Below are 21,119 nucleotides of genomic sequence, written 5' to 3'. Positions count from 1 at the left end.
CAGAAAAGGAAGCATCTTATGCGCAAATTTATTTGGGGGCTGATCATCGTTATTTTTGGTGGCGGCCTGATTTATCTTGGATTTAATTCCTCAAAAACACTTATGACTTCGGATTCAGGTAAAATTACTGAAAAAGAATTCGTGGCTGACTTAAAGCAGTCTCCTGCTGGCCAGCAAGAATTTGCCAATTTAGTGATTAACAAGGTTTTAGCTAAACAATACGGTGGTAATGTTTCTAAGTCAGACGTCCAAAATGCTTTTGACACACAGAAGGCACAATATGGTGATTCATTCCAATCTGTATTATCTTCAAACAATACAAACGAATCACAATTCAAGAATAATATTAAAAATAACTTGATTATGAAAGCAGCTGTGAAAGCCAATTATAAGGTAAGCGATAAGCAAATCGAACAAGCTTATAAGGATTATCATCAAGATACAACGGTCTCATTGATTACAGCCAAAGATGAAGATTCATCTAAAAAAGCTATTGATGCTTTAAAGTCTGGTGACAGTTGGGAAACTGTTTACAAGAAATATTCTACAGACAAAACATACGCTAAACAAAATGGTCAGTTACCTGCCTTCGATTCAACAAGTACGAGTGTCGACTCAGCTATTCAAACGGCCGCATTTAAAATTGAAAAAACTGGTGATTATACAACTACCCCTGTTACAGGATCAAATGGTGGTTTCTACGTCATCCAGCTAAATAAAACAACTAATAAACCAAGCATGAACAGTGTCCGCAATAAGTTATCAGAACAAATTGTCACATCATTCTTAAATGATCAAAAGAACACTGCTAAAATACAAGAAATCATTGGTCAAATCTTACGTAAGCAAAATGTTAGTGTGAAAGATACACAATTAAAGAATGCTTTGAATGCTTATCTAACTGCTGGGCTATCAAAAGCAAAGAAATAAACAATAAATAAAAAAGCTAAGGCTATTAATCAATAGTCCTAGCTTTTTTATTTATCTATTACATTATAATGACTGCGGTAAAAACGTCTATTATCTAACCCAAAAACACGTTCAGAAAAGTTGTTTTCTTCTGTTTTTTCTAACGCGCTAGTCACCATCTGAATGCTAGCATCTAATTCATCTAACTGATGTAGTACTTCCGCTTCGAGCAGCGCTGGTCTAACAGGAGAACCATACTCTAATAAACCATGATGAGCTAACACGACATGCCGTAACACCACCATGTCTTCTGAATGAAGATCAAAATGCAGCTCATTAGCAGCTAAAACAATTTGTTCATCAATTAAGACAATATGACCAATCAGGTTACCTTCAACAGTATATTGTGTCGCAATTGGCCCAGATAATTCAATAGTTTTCCCTAAATCGTGTAACAACGCGCCAGTCAGCAGCAGTTCTTTATTAATTTGGGGATATTGTGCTGCAATATTTTGAGCTAAACGCGCAATTGAAAGCGAATGGAAAGCTAAACCACCAGCAAAAGCATGATGATTCATTTTTGCAGCTGGAAAACGTAAAAAGGCATCTTGGGCAGCTGAAAATAGCTTTCTCAATAGACGATTCCATACTGGGTTCGTAATCATTAACATGATATCTGCTAATTCATCACGCATGACATCTTCTTTTATTGGCGCATGGGTCATAAAATCAGCAGGATTGCTAGGTTCTCCCGATTCAGATACTCGTATACTGGTAATTTGAATTTGTGGTTTATCTTGATATGCGCCGCGAACACCCTGTATTTTAACAATGGTTCCTGGTATCAGCGTATTAATTTGTATCTCAGTTGCATCCCATAAATTGCCTGGTAGATCCCCTGATCTATCTGAAAAAACTAAGCTAAGATATGTCTTACCAGTTTTAGTTAGGCGTACATCTGCACTTTTGATTAATGTAAACGTATCAATATGTTCATTGTCTTGATATTCCGTTAATAGCTTAGCCATTTGTATGTCCTCTCTCACAAGTCTAACACATTAAGCTGATCATGATGATAGCGTTCTGTTGTAAAATAAAAAACTTGTTGATTTGTTGATAACGATTTTAAGATTATTATCATGTTGTCACGACGTTGTTGATCAAAATTAACAAAACCATCGTCAATTAATATTGGCACCGACACAACATCTGCTATAACTTGACTCAATGCTAGTCTTAGCGCAACATAAAGTTGCTCTTGTGTGCCTGTCGACAATTCAACAATGTTAAATGCTTGATGGTCCGCCGTCACAACAACAATATCATCTCCTGAAAATTTTATATTTGTATAACGTTCATTTGTCAATTTTGAAAAAAGGTTAACAGCGATTGCTTGCATCTTCGGTAAACGGTTTTTAGAAGCTAATGTTAAAGCCTGTGTAATCCATTTACCAGTGAGCTTTTCTGCTAAATAACCACCAAATTGCGCTATTAATGCGGTTTGCTCGTTCATAAAATCTTGTTGTAATGTCGCAAATTGATCTTCGTTAATAAGCTTACGTTGTTCAGCTTTTAAATCTGATAACTTCGTTTCAGCTACTACTATGTCGCTTTGTAGGGTAGCTTTTTTACTGTCCAATGTGCGCTGTTTGATTGTTAATTCAGAGCTATTTTTAATCTTGGTAAACTGCGTCTGTTGTTCTACTGGTAGTTGATTCATCATATCAGAATAGCGTTGTTGCTGACGCGTTTGCGATTGTTGGTCATGATATAACAATTTAAAATTATCCGCATTAGCAACATCATATTTATCATATAGCGCATACAAATCGTGCACATGTTCTTCGTGCTGCTTTTCATATACTGCTATTTCCCTGAGCAATTGTTGCTGCTGCTGAACGCGCAGGGTAGTGCTATTACTACGTGTTAATTGTGCATGATTAAAGGCTTGCTGAATATCAATCAAGGCAAATTCTAAATCATCAATAGTTTTTATTGAAACAGATAACTGTAATTGCTCTATTGCCGGCTCTAAATCAACAATCGCTTGCTGTAACTGTTTACTAATACCCTTGTCAATTTCTAAAATTTGTTGTTTGGTTTGCGGATAAGATTTGATGGCCCCTTGCATACCTTGGATTGTTTCAATTGGTAAATTGGCATAGCGATGACGAACAACCCCTATGGCGTGTTGGCTAACCCAATATTTATACCCAGTATACAAGCCAATAAGAAGCGGTAAGATTAAAGCAGGCTTAATTAGAAAATAAGCAATCACTGCAGTAATAACCGTCAATATACCCAAAAATAAAATTTGTTGTTTCGGGTAGTTAATCATCTTTTGTTCGCTGACAGTAATAAGAGATGGTAAATTTTGTCCCCCAATTTGTCGTTCCAATGCTCGTTGCTGTTTGACTAAATCATTGCGACTATTTAGCAAAAGCGTCATACGCTGCATAACGACTTGAGCTCTTTTAAGACGTTTATTAACATCATCTGCCATAAACGTTATTTTTTGTTCAGATGGCTTATTGTCGGTAATTTGTTCTTTTAATTGCGCAATTTTTTGTATCGCAATATTGTCCAAAGCTTGCAATCGATTAAATTCTGACATATCTGTTTCAGAAATAATGCGCTTACTTATTACTGAGTGGCTTTTTATAGCTTGTGCGGCTTCAAATAACGAAAAAGATTGGATTAGTTTTTGTTGTTGCTGAAGCTCTGAATCTAATGCTGACATAGCATTACGTAGTGTTGTTACTGTTGCTTGTTGATCAGTGATTGCCTGTTGGCGATTAACATACAGCACAACATCTTTAGATTTTTCATTCAATATCACTTGTTGCTGATTATACTGCTTAGCTAAAATATTCAAAGCGCGTTGGCCTGTTTTACGCTGCGTATATTGCCGAGATGCTTCCTTGTCAATCTGTTGGGCAATTTTCAACCAGTAGTTACTACCTGGTGCCCCAATATTGAGTAACAGTTGTTTTAAGTCAGGCACCGCTAATTGACTAATTTGTGCTAAATCCTGTTGACTAAAATTAAAAATAGCGTCAAACATTTGCCTATCCAGCGGGGCTAATTGTTCCTCTAACCATTTTTCTGGTGTCTCAACGAATTGATCATCTGCTAAACTTTTAATCGTTAAAACGGATTTAACACGCCCTACTCGTTTAATTTCAAAGCTTTGACCGAAAAAGTCAACAACCATGCTACCACCATAACTGCTGCCATCTTTTGGCGTGTAAACATTTGTCTGTCCTTTTTTCGTTGGGAAACCAAATAACATACTCACCATAAATGCACGCAGTGTCGATTTTCCAGATTCATTCTGGCCAACAATTGCTTGAAAATCACTAACAAAATCAAAAGTTTTTTGGGACCAACGACCAAAGCCATTAATCTGAATGCGTTTGATTTTCATAGACATCTTAACCCTTTCCTTCATTAAGTTGCTGAACCATTTTTTGTTTTAATAATTCTTTTCCTTCATGAGTCATAAAGTATTCACGTAATACTAACGGCACCTGATCAGATAAATAATCGTTAACTCTAAATTCTGTCAATATATCTTCTAGCGCGCGCAACCAATACGCTTGGTCAATCGTATCTTTTGGAAAAGCTCGAAGCTCAGTATCTCTAATTGTCAGACGAACTACCCAAACTTGCTCTGGTAAATGTTCACGGATTTTTTCAAGAACTATACCACTATCAATCCTAGCGCGTAGCACTTGATCTTGTACGTTTAACAATTCAACGGATAGGAAAGTGTTTTTTTGCGTCCCAGTCCTATAATGGTTAATCATTTCCTGCAAGTCATCTTCATTCTTGACACTTTCAAGCTGAAGCTTATCCCACAAAATTGTTTCTGCTTCACGAAAGATTGGGCGCAACTGATTGGCAGCATCCACTATATAGTATCCTTTTGGTCCCACTTCTTTGCGATTAAGCCCCTGAATACTACCAGAATAGCCTATAAAGGGTCTAGTATTTAAAGTTTGACGAACATGAATATGGCCTAAAGCCCAGTAATCATAACCCTTTTCCAACATGTCGGTCACTTTAAAGGGTGCGTATGGTTCGCCTGTAGCACCGACAGCGCCATGATACATACCAAGATGATAATCAACAGCCTGATCTCTAGTAGGAAATTCATCAATGACTGGCGTCATTTGTCGCTGCGATTGGTAGCTAAACCCAGTAACTGCGATTTTTTCACCTGATGCTGTCGTGTGATATGTTGTCTCAACATGTTGATCAAAAATGTAAACATTTTCAGGCCACGGCAAATGTTGGGATGTGTTGGCTTCAAAATCATGATTCCCCAAGCTTAAAAAAACTTGAATACCAGCTTGATTTAACTTTAAAAAGGCTGATTGTACTAATTCTTGTAGTCGCGGACTACTTTCTGAGGCACTATAAAAATCACCCGGTAACAATAATAAGTCAACTTTTTCAGTTAAAGCGTCATTAATCATTTTCATAAATGCTTGATGCGTTGACTGTTGGACGAGTTGCTTTAAGTTATCTGGTAATTGTGCATCTAAACCAATAAATGGATTGCCTAAGTGTATATCGCCTGCATGGATAAATTTCATAATCGCCTCTCTGAACGTTTGTTCGTCTATTTTATTATACGCAACTTAAATCAGTTTCTCAACTTGTGAAACCCCTTACAATTATGCTATTATAAAGGTAACTTTATTAAGGAGAGATTACATGGCAATCTATAAAATTTTATTTGGAACCTATACAAAGCGTGTCTCACAAGGCTTGTATGAGGCTGAACTCAACACAGAAACGAAACAGCTACAAAACGCAAGCTTTATCGGCGAATTAACGAACCCTACCTATCTTGCTATTTCAAAAGCTAACAAAGTTTACGCTGTTGAAAATCGTGATGGTCAAGGCGGTGTCGTGACACTCGACAATACAGCAAGACCTCTAGCCGAGTTGGACACACAGCTCACGGAAGGCTCTGCCCCAGCATACATTGGGATTGATGAAACACGCCAACTACTTTTTGCTGGTTACTATCACCGCGGTACCGTTGAATCTTATAAAATTAATGCAGATGGTCGTTTGACACATGTTGATACTTGGCAAAACAACGGTTCTGGCCCTCGACCAGAGCAAACAAGTTCACATATCCACTTTGCCAATCTCACACCGGATAATCGCTTAGTTGCAGTTGATTTAGGCACAGATGAAGTCATCACATTTGATGTCACAGCAGAAGGTCAATTGACTGAAAAAGCGCGATTTAAAACAGATGAAGGATTTGGCCCTCGTCACATTCGCTTTTCTCAAGATGGCCAGTATGCTTATTTACTTGGTGAATTATCAAGTCTTCTAAGTGTCTTAAAATATAACAGTGAAGATGGTACTTTTGAACATGTCATGACCGCCTCTACTATTCCTAGTGACTGGACAGAACATAATGGTGCTGCCGCATTACGTCTGAGCCATGATGGTCGTTATATTTATGCTTCTAACCGAGGCCACAACTCTGTGGCAGTGTTTAAAGTGGTCAACGAGGGTGCAGAAATTGAACGCATTCAGTTAATCAGTACCGAGGGGGCTTTCCCACGTGATATGAATTGGGACAAAGATGAAGCCTTTCTAGTCGTTGCCAACCAAGATACAGACAACGTGTCATTATTTGCACGTGACAGTGGCAGTGGTGAGCTTAGCTTACTTCAAAAAGACTTTACAATTCCTGAAGGCGTACGTGTCACCTTTGAATATTAATTAAAAAAGTAACTGACGACTGAGCGTCAGTTACTTTTTTTATTCTCAGATAAAATGAAATAATAATTGTATGCCGTAGCAATTTCTTTAGCAATAATACGATGACCGCGCTCGTTAGGGTGCAACCCATCTGGCATGTATAACTGACGAAACTGGTAATCTGCAGGATTAAATAATGTTTTTTGCATTAGATTAACTACAGGTATATCAAGCACATAACTCGCCTGTATCTGAGCTCGGACATAATCATGTAGATTGTGTCCGAGTTTGTTGCGCGTTTCATCTGTTCGTCTCACCTTGTTTCCTTTGACCGGCACTTGATATGTTGGTGTGAGCGTTAAAATTTTAGATGAAGCATTCTTTTGCTTTAACACTTTAATCGTATGATAGAAGGCACCAAGATAAGATTCATTTGGCTTGTCAGTTAAACTGCCAATTGGCACATTGGCTAACCAATCATCATCAGTGCCTTGAAAAATATATAATTGCGCCTTCTCTAGGCGTTGCGCTTGCTGATAAATACTGTTATAGCCATTGTCTGATAAATGTGCACCAGAAATCGCTAAGTTTTGTACGCCTGATCCAGTCGCACGTTGAATATACTGTCCGTAATTTGTCGTTGCTTTTAAGCCAAACGAGACACTATCACCGATGATACCAACTGTTTTATTGCTACTAATTGGCATTTTTGCCAATGTTGTCACTAATTGTACATCTATAAGACTACCGCTTGCTGTTTTTTGCCACAAAATGAGCTCATCCAGATGACGTCTAACATCTTGTAATAAATGCCTTATTAATTTAGCTTGCGTCGCATATTGTGCAATTAAATTCAGCTTAAGTTGTTCTATGTCATGAGTGTTCCATAAAATTAATAAGTTTAACGCTATTGCTGTACTTATATCACTTGTGGCATCAGTGAATAGTTGATTAACTAACCAATTCTGCTGTCTGACAGTGAGTGTCCCTATAATTGGTTCGATAGCTATTAATTTAATGCGTACTTGTTGTTCGACAGTAGCCGCCAATTGATATGTTTTAATTAACATACTTAACTTCCTAAAATATCCATTATCTTTTAACACAGCATAACTGCTTCAATACTTTTAAAGTATATCACATGGCTAAGCAAGGTTTAATTATCTTATCAGAATATTTACTAAGCTTTTTTTAATTTTTATATCATGTTACTATATTAATTATCATGTTATGTGCGAGGAGGAATATTATGTCACAAAAACGCTTAGGTATCAGCGCAGCCATTCTGGCTTATAGTTTATGGGGCGTTTTAGGTGTTTTTTGGGCCCTCTTACACGCTGTGCCCGCAATGGATACACTAGCTTATCGTATCATTTGGTCTTTAGTGACCATCTGCCTTGTCATAACCTATCAAAAAAGTTGGTCACGTCTTTTTCAAATTACCAAAAAACTTTTTCACAGCCACCAACTAATTTGGATTATTTTAAGTTCTGGACTTATTTCAATTAATTGGTTTATTTATATTTATATGGTCACACACCATCAAGCAACTGAAGCCAGTCTTGGATACTATATTATGCCGCTCATGAACGTCGCAGTAGCAGTTATTTTTCTGCATGAAAGACTGTCTCGTAGTAATTTAGTTGCGTTGGCCTTTGTTAGTGTCGGTGTGTTAATTTTAACAATTCAAACAGGCTCTCTGCCCATTAATACACTTTTGATGGCGGCTTCCTTTTGTTTTTATGGTCTGATTAAAAAGCAGGTGCCCCTACCTGCCACAATATCGTTAGCTCTTGAAACAATGTTTGTCGCGCCTATTGCTCTAGTATATATCATGCGCTCGCCGTTTCATATTATTAACAGTGGCGTTCAAATAACAGCGTTAACCGTTCTAAGCGGCGTCATTACGGTCTTGCCATTACTATTATTTGCCGTTGCCACTAAGAATACTGATTTTATCACATTAGGATTTATTCAATATATGAACCCTTCAATTCAACTCTTACTAGCGGTGTTTGTGTTACACGAAAATTTTGATTGGCATAAAGCGATTGTGTTTGTTTTTATTTGGGTCGGTATCTTAATTTTTGTTACTGGTAGTCTGCACAAAGCAAAAAAAATAAAGCAGCTCACCTCTAATTGATTGTTATCCATTTGGTTATTTTTTGGCATTTGATTTTCTCAGACAATTTGTTATATACTTTTACGAAAGAGGTAATCAATGCGAAACCAAAAATTAGTGCAATATTTAAGTTGGACTGCAACTGTGATGTCAATTATGATGTATATTTCCTATGTCCCACAAATTATTAATAATTTATCAGGTGCCAAGGGTAACCCTATTCAACCTTTAGTTGCTGGCATTAATTGTACGCTTTGGGTAATCTACGGCTTAATCAAAGAAAAACGTGATTTACCGTTAGCAGCGGCAAACTTTCCGGGTATCATTTTCGGTATAATTACATTTTGGACTGCATTATAAATTAAATTCAATCAAGTCTGTGAACACTAGTTGGTAAACTAGTGTTTTTTTTGAGTTTTACCATATAAGCTGTAAAAAGAACGATGTCACAGCCAATAACTAAAATGAAATAGGAAGTTAAATAACGTAAAATTTCCATAAACCTACTAACTAAACAAATTACTCATCATATTTAGTAAGTACGAAAAATATAGCAACATTAATCTACTATAATAAGTCTGTTGACATGTTTGAAATTCTCTGTCACGCTAAAAAGTAACGTAATATGAGCATATAATAAATTTAAAGTAGTAAAATAGAAGCATATACTAAGTAATCATACTAAAGTTTTTTGCAAGAGAGAAAACATGGAAAAAGTATTATCTCTTATTTAGATTATTTCGTCAATTATATTGTAGGTTTTATTAATGATTGTTATTATTGATAAAATAAAAAATGCAAGATAGTGTCAGTAAACGAAAAATTCTAATTCCTTTTTTGTAAAATTATTGTTTTTAATCGAGCAGTGGTAGCAACCAATGATATCACTTTTTCAAAAAATAAAAAACATGACAGCTTCACCATCAACATCTGATTTCGAAAATGAACCATCTTTAAGTTCAGAAGCAAATCCTGCTTCTGGAAAAACATAAAAGGAAACAATTCATCTATTAAATATGAAAATTCTAACTCACTTTTAGGTACTGCTGACATAGCCAGAGCGTATGTATCTGTCAAAATCAAATTCTATTTCTAGTAGCACTTCTATCCCTACTACAGCTATTTCAACCACCGATGTTGATGACAAATTAAATAATGGTAAAGGCATTGCACTAATGAGAAAATTATTGGTATTACAATTTTAGATGTCAAGGATGGGACTGAATTATGCCAAAAAATGTAAGCTGACATCATTTAAACTTTTATCTTGCAACACAATAATATAATTCAAAGTGTGAAAATCCCGTTAAGTTTAAAAGCTACTTCCGTAAAATTCACTTTAAGTTCTTGGTTAATTCAAGATGATGTAGTTAATTAAAATTTGTTCGGACGAACATTTATGTGCCAAGCGTTCACAATAAAAAGCCTAGGAGAGAATAGATGGAAAAACAAGATTTTGTCGCCAGAACAAAGCAACTTTCAGCTACAGTGGAAAACTTGTCAGATAAAATATCTAACGAGGAACAAACTAAGAATGCTTTGATTATGCCTTTTTTCATGAATCTAGGCTATAATATTTTTGATCCAACAGAATTCATACCAGAATTCACTGCAGATGTTGGTATTAAAAAAGGTGAGCGAGTGGACTACGCAATACAACTTAATAATTCAATAGCTATGTTAGTAGAAGCAAAAGAACTAGGTTCTGATTTAAACAATCATTCATCACAATTACATCGTTATTTTAATGTAACAGACGCCAAGTTTTCTATTTTAACAAATGGTGATGAATATAGGTTTTTCACAGATTTAGATAAACCAAACATTATGGACTCGAATCCATTTTTGACCATTCATGTGTCAAATATAAAAGACAATCAAATAAACGAACTATTCAAATTCGTTAAAGATAACTTTGATTCAGATAAAATATAAAGTACAGCATCTGATTTAAAATATGTCAGTCAAATATCAATATTCTTCACCCAACAGATAGTTAACCCAAGTGATGACTTCGTGCGTATTGTATTAAACGAAATTGGCTATGAAGGTCAAAAAAATGCACGAGTACTAGATGAATTTAGACCAATGGTTGGAAGAGGTATTCAGGCCTTAATTAATGAACGCGTTAATGAACGTTTGAGCCATGCTTTAGACTCTACAAAAACTGCGGAAGAGCCGACTTCTGTAGTTGTAAACATCGATGATAACAACGTAGACGAAGCAATAAAAAACGAAATTGTCACTACTTCGGAAGAATTAGAAGTATATACCATTGCCAAAGCTGTATTGAGAAACACGCTGAAAACTAGTCGCGTATTCTATCGAGATAATAAAGCATATTTTAATGTCCTCATCGATAATAATATCAGAAAATGGGTTTTGAGAGCTTTCTTTAATTCAGTTCACTCATGGGTTATTTTGAATGATGGTAATAATACCAAAATTGAATTTGACAATCCGGTAGACTTACTTAATTTTTCTGACAAAATTATAGCAGTTGCTCAGCAGTACGTGTAAACAAATAAATATTATCCTCTAAAATAAGCCAGTTTAAAAAAGTGTGCACTATATTATATTAATGTAGTCCATTTTTTGAAATTGGTTTTTTATTTTACTTATTCGAAAATCCATGGTTTTAGTTACACTAGTGCATTTAGACAAATATAAGAATAATATTTAACCTTGATGTAATGATTTAGGTAGAAAATATACTATTAATATCAGTAAACAAGAATCATACTCTTTTAGTGAAAGTATTTCTGATCCAAAATATTTCCTCTGGTGCGAAAAGCAGCTATTGAGTCAGTAAACTTAAATAGAACCAAAGATATTAATCCATAAAAATTTAAACTCATAGATGTTCTACGAATCAAAATCGCTAATAAGATTTTAAATTTATTAACATGGTAATTTACTCTTAATGCATCAAAAATGTCTTACACCATCTTTGACACAATTTATCTACCCCACTAGTTTGCCCACGCTTTTAATTTAACGAAAAAAACGTTGATATCTCAACGTTTTTTTCATGAATTTGTAATGTAGAACATAGTCTAAAGGAGATAGCGTACCAATAACCTTTTTCACCAAAGCATTATGAAAACTGATGTTTAGACTTGTTCAAAAATCACATGGATCCACTTTTGGCTCCAGACACAAACCAAAGTACATAGGCGTACAAAACAAACTAAGTCACTGGTCAGACAGTCGGTTTGTTTTTTTATTTACATCATAGGAGCCCTTTTATTTAAGTTGCGCACCAATAAGAAATAAGAATATCCCTAAGCATAAGGTTGACAAAAAATATATCGACCTTTGTTTCAAAGTAACCAGCTGTTCCCCTTGCGTCATCATGGTGCTGAAAGTTGTGATACCGCCAATTAGCCCTGTACCGATAAAAATACGCCATTCATTAGATAACACCGTCACAGATAGCAATCCCATTAAAAATGCTCCCATCATATTAACCCAGAAAACACCGGTAAACAGTTTTCTATTAACTGGCGTGAAGCTAATAATCAAATATCTAATTAACGATCCTAATCCTGATGCTACAGCAGCACCAATATATAGATAAAAATATTTCATTTACTGATTCCTCATTCGCTTTCCTAAGTACTTTCCACAAAGGACAGCAATATAACCTAATAAAAGACTAAGGACAACATAAATAAACGCAATAATATAATTTTTATTGAGCAGTTCATTAATTTGCAATATAAACGTACTAAAAGTTGTAAAACCACCAATAATGCCTGTTCCTACAAACGTCTTGATACTCAAAGAGTATTCATCATCTTCTGAAATCCTTGACCCCAGATATGCAAGTAAAAAAGAGCCTACGATGTTTATTGCAACGATCACCCATGGACTGCTACCAATATATGGTATCTGTGTCAAAAGCAATCGAAATATTCCGCCGAATGCACCACCAATAAATACTAAAATGCAACCAGTTAAAATTGCATTTTCTTTTAATTTTTTCATTATAAATATTTCCCCTCAACCTCTGATTAAATAAAGGGTGTCTTGATAGACTTATTCTACCACATTAATTTATATTCAAACAAAAAAGCCCACAAATTAGTGTGGGCTAACCTAGTAGTTATCATAACTTAAAGAGGGAGTAACCAACTACTAGGCTTTTGTAAGTATATCATATTGTAGGTATTTCGAACAAACTTAGCTTATGCAAATAAAAAACACCCAACCAGATTATCCAGTTGGGTGTTTTAGTTTATTTAATTTTGTACTTCTGTCATTGGACCTGCTTTAAGCCAAACTGGTTCGCCACCAATAGTTACACATGCACTATCAGTATCTTCATCAACATCAGTTACATCGAACACTTGACCGCCAAATGAGAAGTAAGATTGACCTACACCCTCAAAGTCTTGTCGAGCTGTTGCAATGCTATTATCATCTGTTTCAGTCAATGGACCGACTGGAATGTAATTGCTGTAGTCAACTGGTGCTAATGAAATAGCGTTGTTGACTGCGTACCAACCGCCATTATATTGAACTAAATCGTCAAGAATGAAGTTACCAGGTATTTTAACCTTTGAACCAACTTCAAGATTTTGGTCTGGTTCTGTTGGTGCTGTACATGAATTGTTGATTTGCACAACATCGTCATGCGCTCCACCGCCGACATAGTGGAAGAAATGGTATTCAGGCTGGTTATCTAACGCCCAATAAGCATTGTGGCCATGAATGTTAATCGCGCCATTCACTGCACCAGCTGTATACCATGAACTGTCGATAATATTAACACCGTCATCTGCGAATAAACCAGTGTGTGACACACCGCCAGCCTTTGCGCCATAGTTAGTGCCCCATAAGAACACGTCACCAGCAGAAACATTATCACCGTCAACCTCGATGAACCCGGCTTTTTCTAAGTCTGATTTTAGTGTTCCTGTGTAATGTGCTCGCCCCAGATAACTATCGTCCCATGCGCCAGCGTGGTTCAATACGTGATAAACGAAACCAGAACAGTCAAAGCCTAGTGTGCCACCAATATCTTGTCCGTCACGTTCGTTCCACTCCATGCTGTAGGTTGCACGTCCAATATATGATTGCGCTACTTGTAAAGCTGTATTTACATCGTATGCCATGTTATTTCCCCTCTTCTTTCATTGGACTAAATGCATAGTGATTTAGTACTTCGTTCAATCCTGTAGCTGCAAATCCTGAAATAAATCCAAAGGCAGCGCCTAATCCTACATCTGTCGAATAGATATACATAGCTGCTAAAAAGCCAACCAAAGTACCAATCAAAATTGATACCAATGGTAACCATTTATTATTGATTTCTGTCTGCTTAACTGCCTGAACGGCGACCCAAGTAATGATTGTAATAAACCCATACACAGTTGCAGTCATACTATTGAAAAATGTAATTAAATCCATCGTTATTGCTCCTTTACTTTCTTACTTGCTTTCAATGCTTTAATCTCAACAATCAGTTCTTCTATATTTTTATTTGCTACTTCAAGTTCACGTTTTAATTCGCTTATTTGACTCTTTTGCTCACCAATCTCCTGAACTAATTTACCTTTGTCACGTAACTCTTCACTAAGTTGCCTAGCAAAGTCTCCAGAATGTTCTAATACTGACAAATTCTCTTTTGAGCGATTACTATCAGTATCTGTTTTATTCTTAAGCCACCCCGTGACAAAGGTACCCGCAAAGCCAAAAAAGGCACCTATAATAACACTATCAATACTCATTACATTCCCCCTATCGTTTGGTTTGAAAAGCCATTAACCAAATGACTGGGATATAAAAAACAGTCATAAAGCCAATGATTGAAATGTGGCTATGATAACTGTCGTTCATAAATAATAGCGTTGTTAGTATTCCCCAATACATTGTCATGGAGTATAAAACAACTGATTCAATTTTTTTATGTGATCGTGTACTGATTCCACAGTATATTGCCAACATGCCAATAATAAATGGTAAATACACCCATAATGGCTTCGAGAATGTTGCAAAGGCTGGATGTAAATATTGATCACTTTCTGCATTATAAAATATTGCGAAACCAACCGCTAATAACTGAAAGCCCATAATGGCCCACAGCCATCTAATTCTCATTAATTTTTTCTTCATGTTTTAATCCTAATCCTCAAACTTAACTTTTCTCCAAGGACTAAACCATTTTCCACCTTGGTTCCAAACACGTACATACATGTCTCCACTGTTAGTGTTTGTAACAGTTTGCATCCCATTCCAATCACCGTTCTTAACAACAACCAATGTAAACCAATTGTTTACTGGACTGTTTACAACCCGATTATCACCGCAAGAATAGTTTTTTGTTTCTAAAATTGTATTAAGATCAGTTCCTGAAGCAAGATCAGTTGATGTAAGTTTCTCAGCTATATCAGAGTGTGCTGCAGTAACAGCACTGCCAGTGATATTGCCGTCAATAGTTTCTTCAAACTTCTTTTTTCCTTTTACATTTTCATCGCCAGAACTATGAACTACCTCATTACTTGTTGCTAATTTGTGCCAGTCTGTAAAAGATGCCCCACTATTTATCCACGTTCTGATATAAACCTCACCGTTATTGGTGTTGGTCAATGTTTGTGAACCATTGTACGGACCATTTTGAACAACAACCAATGTAAACCAACCGCTTACCGGCGTATTACTTGTCTTGTTGATTCCACATGAATAGTTTCCAGCATTACGTAACGAGTTTAGGTCAGTCCCATCAGCGATGTCATTTACGACTAACGTATTTGCAGTGCCAGCATTACCAGAGATGTTACCAATAATTGTTTTCTTGAATGTCTTAACACCGTCTGATGTTTCATCCCCAGTAGCGTGTAAAACATTGACATCTAAAGGAACTCTATTCCAATTTTGAACTTTTCCGCCACTAACACCAGTAAACCATCTACCATTTCCACCAATTTCATTATAAATTAAATACCCGCTATCTCCTGTCCCTTGAACAACTGATAAAACAAAATAGCTTCCAGTTGCACCACTTGGACTATTAACAACATTATCATTTAATGCAATCCAATTTCCTGAATAAGTTCCCATATTTGCTGCAATTATACTCATATCTTTTACTGGTATTCTTTTTGTAAAAAATTGCGCATCAATTGGTTTTGTAAATTTATTATTACCAGTAAAAACGTTGTCTTTGCTTTGCATGACATCGCTGTCTTTTCCAGGTGCACCAGTATCACCTTTAACACCCTGTTGACCTTGTTGTCCAGTGTCTCCTTTATCACCGGTAAATCCACGCGGACCCTGTTGTCCAGTGTCGCCCTTATCGCCTTTTATACCTTGAATACCACGCATAGTGACTAAGAAATTAAAACTATTTCCTGACTTAACAAACAGTTTGCCATTGTCATCATTGTTAACGTCTGGCGTGCTAATTAATACTAAATCCCCTTCCGTGACCTCATTACCAGTGTAGGCGTTCATGTAATCAATTGAGCTAAACGTTTTTGTGACATTGAAGTTTTTACCAGTGTCTCCTTTGTCTCCCTTATCGCCTTTATCACCTTTTTCACCCTGAACGCCTTTGTCACCTTGACGACCATCTGGTCCTTGGAATCCTTGAGGACCGTGATCGCCTTTGTCGCCTTTGTCACCATCAGGACCCTGAATGCCACGCTCCCCTTGAATACCACGTTCACCCTGAATGCCCTGAATACCCTGTTGTCCGCGATCACCTTTATCGCCCTTAACAACAGTAGCTGAGTAGTTAGCAAATTTGGCGTCCATAGAAGCTAATATATCTTTCAAGGTAGCTAATGGATACGTATTTTTGTGCTCACCTTTTTCTAAAATAGAAAAAGTAGCTAACGTATCAGTTGGATAAGTTAGCGCTGACGAATCAGACACACTAAAGTAATAAACCCCTTCACTGAGTGTATTGAGAGGATTAACATTGAAGTTTAGGTCTACAACGTTACTTTTATCAATGGAAATAGGTGCTGATAATATTGGTTGTTTTGTGTAATCAAAAACGTTAAAACTTCCCAATACTGCTTGTGGGCGAGAAGTTTTAACGTTTTCATCAATCAGCTGTAAAATTAGCCGATTATTGTTATTTGTGATGAGGTTTTTGGAAACCCCAATAAAATTAACTAGTCTCATCTAATCCCTTTCTAGTACTTTTCGCACCAAACTAACACATACTTATCAACTGTATCGATAACAAAACTGCCAGTTGAATCTAATGTCACCTTTTTAGGCTCAGGATCTTCAACTGTCGCATAATAAGCTTGTCTAACAGGGATAGAACCGAAACCAAACTTAACATTACGCACAGGTTCAGCATATTGACGTTTTTTGTCATCATCTCGCCAATCATTACCATTCAAACCCTTTGTATTAACAATAGAAGCCACACAGAAACTGTCACTAGTCTTTTCAATCACTGTTAGCTTGTTACTATCAAAATCATTCTTAGCTACATCATAATTTTGAATAGTTGTGTTATCAGTGAAGTTTCTAATGTCTAACATCTTGTGATAGGCTACCATGAAATCATATTGTTTTCTGATATACTCTTTCAAGTCATCTTTCATATAAGCTGTATGATTTGGGAAGTATTCTGAACAAAGCATGTGCTCACCTAATTCAAGATGAGTCGCTCCAGTAGCCATAATTAAGTTATCAATGATAACGACACTAGGCGTGTTAAATGATTTATCTGAATCATTCGCCCAGTCATGCTCTTTGTTCATATATGCTGGAATAATCAAACTTTTTTCATCATCATATTGTAACTGCATGATAGCGTCATGAACTAAGTCTTTATATGTTGGTGTTCCTGTTTGAGGCCATAATTCAGAGTATATAAAGTCAACGTCTGTTTTGACAACGTTCTCTTGGCCAAACATACCAACCGCGTTGAAACTCATTCTCTTATTACCAAAATGATTTCTTGCGTCATTGATGAAACTTGGATAACCAACACTTGAGAAATAGTCGTTCTTAATGATGTTTCCATTTGCTTCATATTTGTCACCAGGCGCCCCAAGTGTATCAATATGCCAACCGTCAAATCCCAAAGCCCCAAAGACATCGTCCATTCTTGAAAAGGCTAATGTTTTATAACTATTTTTCAAGAAATTTGCAAGATAGATATCATATCTACCCCATGGCTTGAGTGGATTAACAGCAATATCGGCCATATTGCCACCTGCATGATTGAATAAAAACATTTCTTTCGTAAAGCCGTCTTTTTCTTCATTAAAAGATACCCCGTTAATCAAGCCATAAGCCATGTTTAACATGCCATATTTTTTGCCTAAACTGATATACTCTTGAATAACATCACGTCGAGAATGCCTGCGTGCTAGATCGTCCCAAAACTCAGCAACTTCACCATGGTCACCAACCCAAACTGGTCGGTCATGATCATGGAAGTAATCATAATATTGGACATAGTTGATATGGTGACGCTTCAAGTTATCCATTATCTTCTTTTGTTCTAATGGATTGAAGTTGTTGTAATCACCAAGGAATCCCATGATTGGGAAGTATTTATTATTTGATGCGACATTGATGCCAATATAGTCAGTTTCATCATGCTTATTTGTAATGTTTTCGACTTTGATAAGATATTGTTCTTTATCACCATCAGGCAAACGCCATGACCATTGCGCTACATTTGTTTCATAGGCAACAAATGTAGTTGTTACAATATTTCCACGGTTATAGTAGGTAACTTTTAACTTACCCTTGTTTCCCTTAACGCTAACAGAGAAATTAACAACGTCAGATGGTTTGTAAATTGCCTTGTCAGTCTCAATTTCTAAAATAGTCGCATCATAATTGACTTCATTATCTTTCACTGCGCCATTACCCTGCTCAAATTGATTGTTGATTTGTGCCCATGACTGTATTTTGCCATCGAAAACAGACCCTAACCAAAAGTGATTATTGAACTGATTATGGATAACAATGCGCCCGATAGTAGGTGCATTACCAGATATGATTTGAATGTTAGAATACGCCATATCTTCTGGTGCATTTGCAATAGTTGTGTTGTCTGTAAACCAGTTACCAGCATAGGTATCCATATGTTGTGCGACATCATTATAGTCGGTAAACTGTGCTTTATTCGATACTAGACCAGAATAGCCTTGCTCCCCACGCTCACCCTGAACACCCTTAGCAACTGTTTGCAAATAAGTATTTACTTTATCTTCGACAGCCTGCAAGGTATTTTCAAAAGTAATAAGTGGTATTAGATCGCCTTCACGATTATTGAGTGATTTAGTGACAGTAATTGTCCCATAACCATCAGATGGGTATTTTGAAATTGTACCGTCTAATAACGGTACTTCAACTTCCATCAAGTATGAGTCTTCGGTTAATCGTGATAATGGCTCTTGATTAAACGATAGTGATGCGACATTGCTCTTATCAATCACTGAATTAACTGAGAATAAAAAATTCCCACGCATATCAGCGATATTCACTTTTGCGACTAAATCGCTAAATTTTTCAACAATCCCATCTTTTTTAAGTTGGAATAATACAACAGAACTAGTATCTCCAATTTTATTGATATTATTGCTTAAATAATTAATTGTTTTCATAACTAGTTCCTACCTCATTTCGGAATATTATCTTTTGTAATCCAAGTTGCAGACCAGCGCATCCAACCGTTAATTGAACCATTAGATGCTGAACGAGATGATAATGAGCCGTCTGTTCCTAATTCTAGCATACCGTTAGTTGTGGCATTATCTTGGTATGTCTTTAAGTCAGTATAACCATCTGCTGTAATAACAGGCCTGAAGCCATCCGGAACAACTTTTTTTGCGATTGTTGTAAATGGCTTAAATGTTTGATTGACTGCTTCTGAATAGATATAACCCTGAACAAACTTACCAGTACGTCGTAAGAAAAGGACACCGCCCATAAAAGTGATGTCCTTAGAATAGATTGTTGAGTCATTGATTCCGATTTCTTCCCAACCGGTAATACTACCGCCTTGTACTGAGCCAATCCAAAAGTGATGTGTGTCTGGATCGTGAATTTCAATACGACCTGAACCTAAATCATTACCTGTAACTATCGTGATGTTTGACTTTGTTAAACCAATTTCAGGGGCGTTATTAATTTCCTGACCATCTGTATACCAATTACCGCCATAAATACCCATGTTCTTGGCCACATAAGCATAATCGGTGAATGGTGCTTTACTAGATGTAGTCATCTGAACCTTAACCCATTTTTGTATTTGTCCACCAGCTACTGAACCAATCCAATGTTCTTGATTGAATGAATTATTAATTTCAATATAGCCTGACCCCAAACTGTTACCAGATATCACAACAACGTTAGTAAAGTCTAACTGGTCATTTGGCCCATTAATAATTTGTGTGCCATCATTATACCAGTTACCAGCATAAATACCCATATTTTGTGCTACGTAATTGAAATCTGTGAACGGCACTTTACGAGATGTTGTCTTTGCCATCTGTTCCCATTTTTGGATCTTTCCATCATAAACTGATCCTAACCAGTATTCTTGGTTAAAGGGGTTATGAATTTCAATGCGTCCAACCTTTGGATCATTTCCCGGAATAATCTGCATATTTGCATAAGGCATTTCTGATGGATTACCAAATATATTGAAGCCATCAGTGTACCAATAACCACCAAACTGGTCCATTGATTCAATGACTGAATCCCATGAATTGAATATAGCTTTTCGTGGTGAAAGTCCTGCAATAATCGAATGACTAAATTCATTGATTCCAGTGAACTTATTATCGGTATTCAAAGAAGCAACTTTTTTCTCTTTAAATTTATCCATAATACTATTCAAACCACCACTTAAAGCATCATAAGCAGCTGATTGTGCTTGAATTTTGTCAGATAAACCAGCTAATTTATCAACTGCTTTTTGAACAGTTTCTTCGACTGTGTCAACGAAGTCTTTTGAGGCATTGGCCGTAAAAATGATGTTATTCTCAACAACAGTAAATGTGATTGGGATAGACGAAATAATCGAACCACTATCGCCAGTAACTGCAATATAAGCTTCCTGCATTTGTCCAGCTGCCTGGTACATATCTTGTGGTAATAACATAGCAAATAGTCCAGCGGTGCGTGATACCCATTCAGCTACACCAGAAATTCGCTTGATTTTTCCGGCAGCATCTTTAGCAGCAATGAAAATATCTTCTCCAGTTAGATTGTGTGGGACTTGACCATCTTTTAGTGCAATATATACCTTGCGTCCATTGTCTCCCTGACGACCGTTCATAGCGTTAATAACGGTTACTTCCGTCATATCTATATTGGTATTGACAATGGTAAACTTGCCTTGTTTTTGTGCGTCTACAGACAT

17 protein-coding genes and 1 pseudogene are annotated in these 21,119 nt (G+C 36.4%); 5 read left to right on the top strand and 13 right to left on the bottom strand.

Features of this window, described 5'->3' with window-relative positions:
• Positions 1-18: 18 nt before the first annotated feature.
• Positions 19-930: a peptidylprolyl isomerase gene (locus C5L21_RS04815; RefSeq protein WP_004903610.1), complete on the top strand. Its 912-nt coding sequence runs from the start codon at positions 19-21 to the stop codon at positions 928-930.
• Between the two features lie 47 nt (positions 931-977).
• Here C5L21_RS04815 and C5L21_RS04810 read toward each other — a convergent pair whose 3' ends face one another.
• Genes C5L21_RS04810 through C5L21_RS04800 form a run of 3 tightly spaced genes read right to left on the bottom strand, consistent with a single transcriptional unit; the run spans position 978 to position 5,510 of the window.
• Positions 978-1,937 carry a 3'-5' exoribonuclease YhaM family protein gene (locus C5L21_RS04810; protein ID WP_085699261.1) on the bottom strand — a complete coding sequence of 320 codons (960 nt, stop codon included), beginning with the start codon at positions 1,935-1,937 and terminating at the stop codon, positions 978-980.
• 14 nt (positions 1,938-1,951) lie between these two features.
• Positions 1,952-4,342, bottom strand: coding sequence for an ATP-binding protein (locus C5L21_RS04805; RefSeq protein WP_085699262.1), 2,391 nt, complete (start codon positions 4,340-4,342; stop codon positions 1,952-1,954).
• A 1-nt stretch (position 4,343) separates the two neighbouring features.
• Positions 4,344-5,510 (bottom strand): metallophosphoesterase family protein, encoded by a 1,167-nt coding sequence (locus C5L21_RS04800; protein WP_085699263.1) that lies wholly within the window; start codon positions 5,508-5,510, stop codon positions 4,344-4,346.
• Positions 5,511-5,631: 121 nt separating this feature from the next.
• Here C5L21_RS04800 and C5L21_RS04795 point away from each other — a divergent pair, with 121 nt between their 5' ends.
• Positions 5,632-6,663, top strand: coding sequence for a lactonase family protein (locus tag C5L21_RS04795; protein ID WP_004904700.1), 1,032 nt, complete (start codon positions 5,632-5,634; stop codon positions 6,661-6,663).
• A gap of 26 nt (positions 6,664-6,689) precedes the next feature.
• On the opposite strand, the gene C5L21_RS04790 is transcribed toward C5L21_RS04795, so the two are convergent.
• Positions 6,690-7,712, bottom strand: a complete 1,023-nt coding sequence (locus C5L21_RS04790; RefSeq protein WP_085699265.1) for an SGNH/GDSL hydrolase family protein — start codon at positions 7,710-7,712, stop codon at positions 6,690-6,692.
• A gap of 179 nt (positions 7,713-7,891) precedes the next feature.
• Here C5L21_RS04790 and rarD point away from each other — a divergent pair, with 179 nt between their 5' ends.
• The 3 genes and pseudogenes from rarD (at position 7,892) to C5L21_RS09605 (ending at position 11,284) form a co-directional block, all read left to right on the top strand.
• Positions 7,892-8,785, top strand: coding sequence for an EamA family transporter RarD (gene rarD / locus C5L21_RS04785; RefSeq protein ID WP_085699266.1), 894 nt, complete (start codon positions 7,892-7,894; stop codon positions 8,783-8,785).
• A gap of 78 nt (positions 8,786-8,863) precedes the next feature.
• A complete protein-coding gene (locus tag C5L21_RS04780) occupies positions 8,864-9,124 on the top strand; it encodes a SemiSWEET family transporter (protein WP_004903626.1) in 261 nt (86 codons plus the stop codon).
• A 1,080-nt stretch (positions 9,125-10,204) separates the two neighbouring features.
• Positions 10,205-11,284, top strand: a pseudogene (locus C5L21_RS09605) (type I restriction endonuclease).
• Positions 11,285-12,010: 726 nt separating this feature from the next.
• On the opposite strand, the gene C5L21_RS04770 reads toward C5L21_RS09605, so the two are convergent.
• The 9 genes from C5L21_RS04770 to C5L21_RS04730 all read right to left on the bottom strand — a co-directional run bounded on the left by C5L21_RS04770 (position 12,011) and on the right by C5L21_RS04730 (position 21,119).
• Positions 12,011-12,355 (bottom strand): fluoride efflux transporter FluC, encoded by a 345-nt coding sequence (locus C5L21_RS04770; RefSeq protein WP_004903627.1) that lies wholly within the window; start codon positions 12,353-12,355, stop codon positions 12,011-12,013.
• Positions 12,356-12,754: a fluoride efflux transporter FluC gene (locus tag C5L21_RS04765; RefSeq protein WP_040177025.1), complete on the bottom strand. Its 399-nt coding sequence runs from the start codon at positions 12,752-12,754 to the stop codon at positions 12,356-12,358.
• A 254-nt stretch (positions 12,755-13,008) separates the two neighbouring features.
• Entirely contained in the window at positions 13,009-13,884 is an 876-nt protein-coding gene (locus C5L21_RS04760) for a peptidoglycan amidohydrolase family protein (protein ID WP_085699267.1), read from the bottom strand.
• Position 13,885: 1 nt separating this feature from the next.
• A complete protein-coding gene (locus C5L21_RS04755) occupies positions 13,886-14,179 on the bottom strand; it encodes a holin (RefSeq protein WP_040177028.1) in 294 nt (97 codons plus the stop codon).
• A gap of 2 nt (positions 14,180-14,181) precedes the next feature.
• Positions 14,182-14,499, bottom strand: coding sequence for a hypothetical protein (locus C5L21_RS04750; protein ID WP_085699268.1), 318 nt, complete (start codon positions 14,497-14,499; stop codon positions 14,182-14,184).
• Positions 14,500-14,509: 10 nt separating this feature from the next.
• On the bottom strand, positions 14,510-14,884 hold the full coding sequence (locus C5L21_RS04745; protein WP_040177030.1) for a hypothetical protein: 375 nt from the start codon (positions 14,882-14,884) through the stop codon (positions 14,510-14,512).
• A 9-nt stretch (positions 14,885-14,893) separates the two neighbouring features.
• Positions 14,894-16,900: a collagen-like protein gene (locus C5L21_RS04740; protein WP_133286127.1), complete on the bottom strand. Its 2,007-nt coding sequence runs from the start codon at positions 16,898-16,900 to the stop codon at positions 14,894-14,896.
• Between the two features lie 11 nt (positions 16,901-16,911).
• A complete protein-coding gene (locus tag C5L21_RS04735) occupies positions 16,912-19,356 on the bottom strand; it encodes a glycoside hydrolase family 66 protein (RefSeq protein WP_133286126.1) in 2,445 nt (814 codons plus the stop codon).
• A 14-nt stretch (positions 19,357-19,370) separates the two neighbouring features.
• Positions 19,371-21,119: a BppU family phage baseplate upper protein gene (locus C5L21_RS04730; protein WP_133286125.1), complete on the bottom strand. Its 1,749-nt coding sequence runs from the start codon at positions 21,117-21,119 to the stop codon at positions 19,371-19,373.

The sequence above is a fragment of the Leuconostoc citreum genome (assembly GCF_004354555.1).
Lineage (GTDB): Bacteria > Bacillota > Bacilli > Lactobacillales > Lactobacillaceae > Leuconostoc > Leuconostoc citreum.
This window is presented reverse-complemented; position numbering and strand designations above follow the sequence as displayed.

Coding starts and splice junctions, on each gene's coding strand:
- C5L21_RS04800 (WP_085699263.1), bottom strand. CDS start 5,510: ATGAAATTTATCCATGCAGGCGATATACACTTAGGCAATCCATTTATT.
- C5L21_RS04770 (WP_004903627.1), bottom strand. CDS start 12,355: ATGAAATATTTTTATCTATATATTGGTGCTGCTGTAGCATCAGGATTA.
- C5L21_RS04765 (WP_040177025.1), bottom strand. CDS start 12,754: ATGAAAAAATTAAAAGAAAATGCAATTTTAACTGGTTGCATTTTAGTA.
- C5L21_RS04810 (WP_085699261.1), bottom strand. CDS start 1,937: ATGGCTAAGCTATTAACGGAATATCAAGACAATGAACATATTGATACG.
- C5L21_RS04740 (WP_133286127.1), bottom strand. CDS start 16,900: ATGAGACTAGTTAATTTTATTGGGGTTTCCAAAAACCTCATCACAAAT.
- C5L21_RS04745 (WP_040177030.1), bottom strand. CDS start 14,884: ATGAAGAAAAAATTAATGAGAATTAGATGGCTGTGGGCCATTATGGGC.
- C5L21_RS04815 (WP_004903610.1), top strand. CDS start 19: ATGCGCAAATTTATTTGGGGGCTGATCATCGTTATTTTTGGTGGCGGC.
- C5L21_RS04730 (WP_133286125.1), bottom strand. CDS start 21,119: ATGTCTGTAGACGCACAAAAACAAGGCAAGTTTACCATTGTCAATACC.
- C5L21_RS04735 (WP_133286126.1), bottom strand. CDS start 19,356: ATGAAAACAATTAATTATTTAAGCAATAATATCAATAAAATTGGAGAT.
- C5L21_RS04755 (WP_040177028.1), bottom strand. CDS start 14,179: ATGGATTTAATTACATTTTTCAATAGTATGACTGCAACTGTGTATGGG.
- C5L21_RS04805 (WP_085699262.1), bottom strand. CDS start 4,342: ATGTCTATGAAAATCAAACGCATTCAGATTAATGGCTTTGGTCGTTGG.
- C5L21_RS04760 (WP_085699267.1), bottom strand. CDS start 13,884: ATGGCATACGATGTAAATACAGCTTTACAAGTAGCGCAATCATATATT.
- rarD (WP_085699266.1), top strand. CDS start 7,892: ATGTCACAAAAACGCTTAGGTATCAGCGCAGCCATTCTGGCTTATAGT.
- C5L21_RS04750 (WP_085699268.1), bottom strand. CDS start 14,499: ATGAGTATTGATAGTGTTATTATAGGTGCCTTTTTTGGCTTTGCGGGT.
- C5L21_RS04790 (WP_085699265.1), bottom strand. CDS start 7,712: ATGTTAATTAAAACATATCAATTGGCGGCTACTGTCGAACAACAAGTA.
- C5L21_RS04795 (WP_004904700.1), top strand. CDS start 5,632: ATGGCAATCTATAAAATTTTATTTGGAACCTATACAAAGCGTGTCTCA.
- C5L21_RS04780 (WP_004903626.1), top strand. CDS start 8,864: ATGCGAAACCAAAAATTAGTGCAATATTTAAGTTGGACTGCAACTGTG.